At 72.5% G+C, this 6,564-nt stretch carries 6 protein-coding genes; 2 read left to right on the top strand and 4 right to left on the bottom strand.

What is annotated here, in order from left to right; genetic code table 11:
- Positions 1 to 107: 107 nt before the first annotated feature.
- From CLV63_RS28275 to CLV63_RS28265, 3 genes are all read right to left on the bottom strand, one after another.
- Positions 108 to 1,079, bottom strand: a complete 972-nt coding sequence (locus CLV63_RS28275; protein ID WP_211301512.1) for an NAD(P)-dependent alcohol dehydrogenase — start codon at positions 1,077 to 1,079, stop codon at positions 108 to 110.
- 574 nt (positions 1,080 to 1,653) lie between these two features.
- Positions 1,654 to 2,118: a hypothetical protein gene (locus CLV63_RS28270; protein ID WP_106586291.1), complete on the bottom strand. Its 465-nt coding sequence runs from the start codon at positions 2,116 to 2,118 to the stop codon at positions 1,654 to 1,656.
- 249 nt (positions 2,119 to 2,367) lie between these two features.
- Entirely contained in the window at positions 2,368 to 3,159 is a 792-nt protein-coding gene (locus tag CLV63_RS28265; protein ID WP_106586290.1) for a carbon-nitrogen hydrolase family protein, read from the bottom strand.
- 468 nt (positions 3,160 to 3,627) lie between these two features.
- On the opposite strand from CLV63_RS28265, the gene CLV63_RS34780 reads away from it, so the two are divergent.
- Positions 3,628 to 4,251, top strand: a complete 624-nt coding sequence (locus CLV63_RS34780; protein WP_245929127.1) for a GntR family transcriptional regulator — start codon at positions 3,628 to 3,630, stop codon at positions 4,249 to 4,251.
- Between the two features lie 176 nt (positions 4,252 to 4,427).
- On the opposite strand, the gene CLV63_RS28255 is transcribed toward CLV63_RS34780, so the two are convergent.
- A complete protein-coding gene (locus CLV63_RS28255) occupies positions 4,428 to 5,765 on the bottom strand; it encodes an MFS transporter (protein WP_211301511.1) in 1,338 nt (445 codons plus the stop codon).
- A gap of 84 nt (positions 5,766 to 5,849) precedes the next feature.
- On the opposite strand from CLV63_RS28255, the gene CLV63_RS28250 reads away from it, so the two are divergent.
- Positions 5,850 to 6,542, top strand: a complete 693-nt coding sequence (locus CLV63_RS28250; RefSeq protein WP_106586288.1) for a DUF2848 domain-containing protein — start codon at positions 5,850 to 5,852, stop codon at positions 6,540 to 6,542.
- Positions 6,543 to 6,564 lie beyond the last annotated feature (22 nt).

Below are 6,564 nucleotides of genomic sequence, written 5' to 3'. Positions count from 1 at the left end.
ACCACCCCCCGGATCATGGGTGACAGGGGGCACAAAGTCATGCCGGGCCCGGAGGCCGGGAGCCCCATTGCGGGACTGCTCCAGAAGGTAATGGGTGCGGGGCGTGGTCAGGGGGGTGGGGTGACGGTGATGACGACGTTGCCGGTCTTGCGGCCGCTTTCGACGTACTGATAGGCCTCGACGATCTGATGCAACGGGTACCGCCGGTCGATGACCGGCCGGAACTCTCCCGCCGCGATCAGGTCGCGGAGGTGCCGCACCACGTCCTGGCCCTCCATCGGCACCCCGAACCGCACTGTCCTGCCGCGGAACGGGGGCGTCACGAGGATCAGGAGCAGGTTCTGCCACCACGGGCCGAGGTCCGAGGAGAGGTACACCCCGCGGGGTTTCAGCAGCCGCCTGCACCGGCCGAACGTGCTCTTGCCGACCGCGTCGAGCACCACGTCGTAGGTCTGCTCGTCCCTGGTGAAGTCCTGGGCCGTGTAGTCGACCACGCGGTCGGCGCCCAGGCCCCGCACCAGCTCGACGTGGGCCGTATCGCACACCGCGGTCACGATGGCCCCGCGGTGTTTCAGCAGTTGCACCGCCGCCGAGCCGATGGCGCCGGTCGCGCCGTAGACGAGGACGTCGTGCCCGGCAGCGATGCCCGCCGTCCTGATGGACGACAGCGCGTAATGCCCGCCCTCGGTGCCGGGGGCGACCTCCTCGAAGCTCATGCCTTCGGGCATGGTCGCGATGGCGGCGTCCTGCGGAACCGACAGGTACTCGGCATGGGTTCCGAACGCGCCCTCGTTGTAGCCGAAGACCCGGTCGCCGACCGCGAAGGACGTGACGGCGCCGCCGACCGCTTCGACCACGCCCGCGTACTCGGTCCCGAGCACGGTGCGCCGCGGCCGGGAGAGGCCGGTTAGGGCGCGCATGAAGAAGGGCCGGGCCGCCCGGTAGGCGCAGTCGGTGCGGTTGACCGTGGTCGCGTGCACCCGCACCAGGACGTCGTGATCCGCCACCGGGGGTGTGGCCACTTCGGCGATCCGGACCACGGTCGGCGGCCCGTACCGGTCGCGCACGGCTGCCTGCATAGGCGGAGCCTAGCTGGGAGCTCCACGCTCTCGACTGTCGTTGTGCCGGTGGACGGTGGACGGTGGACGGTGGGCGCGTGAGTGCGGGCCCGCTGCGGGTGGGCGGCGGATGCGTGGGTGCGGGCCCGCTGCGGGTGGGCGGCGGTGACTGTTGGGGTGCCGGTCCGGATTCCGGCGGAGAGGGCGTGCTTCGGCGGTCGCTGCTACGCAGCCGCCTCGCAGCCTTGCCCTGTCCCCATGGGTCACGGTGATCCGGCCCCGCACCCCCGGCAGTTCCGTTGCGCCGCTGCGCTCCTGCCTCGCGGCGGCGCTCCCCGCCGCGACCGCACCTCCTTGCTGCGAGCACGCCTTTGCGGCGGCAGGCGGCAGGCGGCAGGCGGCCGTGTGAGGGCGCGGGCCCGGCGGTCAGGGGCCGCTATGGGGTGGCGGGCTCAGGGCGTCATCGGCCACTGCGGTCCTTGGTCAGGCTGCGAGGCGGCTGCGCAGCAGCGACCGCCGAAGCACGTCCTGATCGGGACAGGCCGGACCGGCACCCCGACCGCCGCTTAGGGCGAGGGTGGGGTGGCGTGCCGGATCAGGGTGGGGGTGGGGTGGCGCGTTGGATCAGGGCGAGGGTGGTGGGGTCGTCGTGGCCGGGGTGGGTGTCGTCGAGCAGATCGGCCGCGTGCCGGGCCAACTGCGCGGACTCCGTTTCGTAGCCGTACCCGGCGAGGTCGTCGAGGAGTTCGACGCAGCGGAGGAGCTGCCCGGAGCCGTCGTCGCCGTCGATGTCCCAGTCGAGGGTGCCGGGGCGCAGGCCGGTGACCGCGTCGCGCAGCGCCTGCTCCGCGAGCGGGACGGCGGAGTCGAGTCCCGCGGCGGCGGCGAGGCGGGCGTGCGCGACAGGGTCCTCCCCTGCCACGCGGAGGAGCTGCTCGGCGAGCCAAGGTGAGTCCTGCTCGGTGAGGAAGTCGCCGAGCGCATCGTCGGCCGGCGCGTCCTGCGGGGGTGGGGTGCGGGCCGCCGGGGCGAGGTCGTCGGGGGAGGGGTGCGCGTTCATGCGGGGACTCTAGCGGTGCCGTGCGACGGACTTTGCGGGTGCGGGTCCGGGACCGGATGACGGACTCCGCGGGTGCAGGCTCGGGACCGGGCCGACCGCTCGTGGCGGTCGAGCCGGTCCCGCGGGGCACACGCCGGACCGCCCACCGGGGCAGTGGCGGGTTGCCGGCTGGAACGCCCACCGGGTCGTCCACCGGTCGCCAGCCGGGGCCGCCGCCCACTGCGGCGGAGGGTGGGCAGAAGGGGCGGTTCAGAGGCGGGCGTTGGCGAGGACGGGGATGCTGCGGCGGACCGTTTCGACCCGGCCGGGGTCGATGTCCGCGATCAGGACGCCGGGCGCCGCCTCCAGGGAGTCGGCCACCGTCCCGTCCGGGGCGATCACCGCGCTGTGCCCGATGCCGCGCGGCGCCGGGCCGTCGACGTCCACGCCGATCGTCGCGGGGTCGGCCTGGTCGCAGGCGAGGATCCAGGACGTGGAGTCGAGCGCGCGGGCGCGGGTGAGCAGCTCCCACTGGGCGAGCTTGCCGGGCCCCGCTCCCCACGCGGCGCAGAGGATCACGGCGTCGGCGCCGTCGCGCGCAAGGGCGCGGAACAGTTCGGGGAAGCGGACGTCGTAGCAGGTGGCGAGGCCGAACCTGATGCCGTCCAGTTCGATGTGGACCAGGGTCTCCCCGGGGTCGACGGTGTCGGACTCGCGGTGCCCGAACGCGTCGTAGACGTGGATCTTCTGGTAGGTCGCCGCCGCTCCGCCGCCCGTTGCGAGGAGGACGTTGCGCACGCGGCCCTGGTCGGCCGGGGTGAACATCCCGGCGATGACGGTGATGGCGAGGTCGTCGGCTATCGCGCGGACGGCGGATGCCCATGGCCCGTCGTCGGGTTCGGCGACGGCCGCCAGGTCGGTGCCGAAGTGCGCCATGGCCGCTTCGGGGAACACGGCGATCCGGGCTCCGGCGTCGGCGGCCTGCTTGGCTGCGTCGCGGATCAGCTCAAGGTTTGTCGCCGGGTCCGCTGTGGCTGCGAGCTGGCACAGTGCGATACGCATGGGGTCGTCCCTTCTTCCTTGCTTGCGTTGCCGGGCCTGTCGGCCGCCGGCTGCCGGCTGCCGGTGGTGCGTTGTGGGCGTGTGCTCAGGTCCCCGTTCCCCGGCAGGACTGCTGCGGGTATGCGGGCTGGGGTCTGGTGGGGAAACTCCAGCGTGGTGCTTCGTACCGCCGGGTGCTTCGCAACCGCGACGGTAGCCTGCTGTCGTCCTTGCGTCCTTGCGTCCTTGCGTCCTTGCGTCCTTGCGTCCTTGCGTCCTTGCGTCCTTGCGTCCTTGCGTCCTTGCGTTCCTGTGTTCTCGCGCTTCCGCGTCCTCGCGTCTCGCGTCCTCGGTGGTGGGTCCGGTGTCCCGGGCGGGCCTCGGGGCGCCCTGCGGCGTCCGGCGGTGCCGGGGGTGGGGGAGTCTGCGGCGGTATGCTGTCGGAAGCCGTGCATACAACTGGTGTACATCGAAGGTGGGGCTTTGGCAGTGTCGGGCAGGGACCGTGTGTACGAGTTCCTCAAGGAGTCCTACATCGCCTCCCCGCAGCACCAGGGGCGGTTCATCAACGAGCAGGAGGTCGCCGACCGGATCGGTGTGTCGCGCACCCCCGTTCGCGAGGCGCTGTTCCGGCTCGCCGCCGAGGAGCTCGTGCAGCTCATCCCCAAGCGCGGCGCCTACATCGCCCCGGTGACGGGGCGTGAGCTGAGCGAGCTGATGGAGCTGCGGGGGATGGCGGAGCGCCACGCAGCGCACAAGACGCTCCTCGCAGGGGACGCCCCGGTGGGCCCCATGCGCGATGCCCTGGAGCACCAGACCGCGCTCGCCGACCCCGAGCAGGTCCGCGCGTTCATCGACTGGGACCACAGGTTCCACTCGGAGCTGATCGCCGCCACGCGGAACACGCTGCTGATCAAGTTCTACGACGGTCTGCGCGAACGCCAGGTGCGCGCGGGCCTGGTGGCGATGTTCGCGACCACGGACCGCTCCTCGTCGGTGCTCACCGAGCACCGGGCGATCCTCACCGCGCTGGAGGCCGGTGACGTCGCGGCCGCCGACGCCGCGATCGACGCCCACCTCGCCGCGACCCTGAAGGTCCTCCAGGACACGTGACGGCCGGCCCGGCCGCCGACCCGGCGCCGGAGCGACCGACGAAGGCGCTCGCCGGAACGGGATGCCCGTCGCCGCCGTGCCCGTTGAAGGCCCGCGCTGGGGCGGGACGTCCGGCGCACGCTGCCGCCCGGGCGGGGCACCCGCCCCGCTCGGCCGGCAGCGCGGCTCTGCCATGGTCAGCGGGCCGCCGTCGCGGAACCGATCTCCTCGTCCTCGTGGTAGGCGGGGTCGCGCCCGAGGAGCAGGCCGGCGAGTGTCACCAGCACCGTGAAGCAGATGTACCCGGCGAGGGGCACCCAGCTGTCGAACGTGGCGAGCAGGTAGGTGAACAGCAGCGGGGCAACGGCGCCGCCGATCATCCCGGCGAGGGTGTAGGCGAGTGAGCTGCCGGTGCTGCGCAGCCGGGGGTGGAACTGCTCGGCGACGAACGCCGCCTGCGGCCCGTACATCACCGAGTGGGCCAGCAGGCCGACGGAGACGCCGACGGCGAGGATCGCGAACGACCCGGAGCCGATCAGCGGGAAGAAGACGCACGACCACACAGCGGCGCCCACCGCCCCGATGCCGTACAGCAGCCTGCGGTTGACCCGGTCGGACAGCCAGCCCGCCAGCGGGATCAGCGCGACCTGGAACGCGGAGCCGATCAGGACCGCGCTGAGCACCGTCCCGGTCGGCAGGTCCAGTACCTGGGTGGCGTAGGTGATGACGAAGACGGTGAACATCGCGTAGACGACGTCGGGCGCGACCCGGCTCAGGATGGCGGCGATGAGCGGCCGGGTCTGCTGGGTGAGGACCTCGCGGACGGGGGCCGACGGCCGCGCGCCCTCGGCCTCGATGGCCTTGAAGACGGGGGTCTCCTCCAGCTTCGCGCGGATCCACAGGCCGAACAGGACGAGCACGCCGGACAGCAGGAACGCGACCCGCCATCCCCAGTCGAGGAACTGCTCCTCGGAGAGCACCAGGCCCAGGTAGGCGAGCACCCCGTTCGCCATGAGGTTGCCGGCGGGCGGGCCGATCTGCGCGGCGGAGGCGTAGAACCCGCGTTTGCGCGGGTCGCCGAACTCGCTGGACAGCAGGACGGCGCCGCCCCATTCGCCGCCGACACCGACCCCCTGGGCGAAGCGCAGGACGACCAGCAGCACGGCGGCGGTGGGGCCGATGGACGCGTGGGTGGGCAGCAGGCCGATGAGGAAGGTGGCCACGCCGATCAGCACGAGCGTGCTGACGAGGACCTTCTTGCGGCCGATGCGGTCGCCGAGCCGCCCGAACACGATGCCGCCCAGCGGGCGGGCGATGTAGCCGACGGCGTAGGTGGAGAACGCCAGCATCGTACCCGCGAGCGGGTCGTGGCTGGGGAAGAACAGGGGGCCGAGGACGACGGCGGAGGCGACCGAGTAGATCGCGAAGTCGTACCACTCCAGAGCGGTCCCGGACAGGCTGGCGAAGAACGCCCGCACCACCGCGCCGCGCCCGATGTTGCTGCTTGGGGCCGCAGGGCCGCCGTGGACTGCCATGGTCCCTCACCTCGATTCAGTGAACTGCGTCTCGTGCTTATACTGATCGTATACAAACGGTATGCGCAACTCGGGAGGAAAGATTTGACGTCCCTGAAACTTGAGCTTCCGGATGGCGAGACGGTCACCACCGATGTGACGGCCCTGCTCAACGCCGGTTACGCGGGCCGGAGCCAGGACGACGTCCGCGCGCACGTCGAGGAACTGGCCGCGCTCGGCGTCCCCGCGCCCGAGCAGACCCCCGCCCTGTACCCGGTCTCGCCCTACCTGGCGCGCCAGACCGGCCGGGTGCACGCCCCGCACGCCCGCACCTCGGGCGAGGCCGAGTGGGCGCTCGTCGTCGCGGGGGACCGCCCCGAGGACCTGCTGCTGACGGTCGCCTGCGACCACACCGACCGCGCGTTGGAGGTGCACGGGGTCGCCTGGTCCAAGAACGCGGCGCCGGACGTCATCGGACGCCGGGCATGGCGGCTCGCCGACGTCGCCGACCGGCTCGACGAGATCACCCTGACCGCATGGGTCGGCGCGGACGGCGCCGAGACCGAGATCCAGCGCGGCACGCTCGCCGAACTGCTGACACCCGCCTACTGGGTCGAGGTGCTGCGCGAGCGGGGCCTCCTCACACCGGGGACCGTCCTGCTCTCGGGGACCATCCCCATGCGCGAGAACGTCGACCAGTTCGCGTCGGCGTGGCGGGTCGAAATGGCCGATCCGGCGACGGGCGCGGTGCTGCGGCTCGACTACACGGTCGAGCGGCTCCCCGAACCGATCGGCTGACGGCCGACGCCGCTCGCGCCGC

It is taken from the genome of Murinocardiopsis flavida (genome assembly GCF_003014485.1).
Lineage (GTDB): Bacteria > Actinomycetota > Actinomycetes > Streptosporangiales > Streptosporangiaceae > Murinocardiopsis > Murinocardiopsis flavida.
Note: the sequence above shows the minus strand (reverse complement) of the source record. Positions and strands in the feature narration are given on the sequence as shown.

Coding starts and splice junctions, on each gene's coding strand:
- CLV63_RS28275 (WP_211301512.1), bottom strand. CDS start 1,079: ATGCAGGCAGCCGTGCGCGACCGGTACGGGCCGCCGACCGTGGTCCGG.
- CLV63_RS28270 (WP_106586291.1), bottom strand. CDS start 2,118: ATGAACGCGCACCCCTCCCCCGACGACCTCGCCCCGGCGGCCCGCACC.
- CLV63_RS28265 (WP_106586290.1), bottom strand. CDS start 3,159: ATGCGTATCGCACTGTGCCAGCTCGCAGCCACAGCGGACCCGGCGACA.
- CLV63_RS28255 (WP_211301511.1), bottom strand. CDS start 5,765: ATGGCAGTCCACGGCGGCCCTGCGGCCCCAAGCAGCAACATCGGGCGC.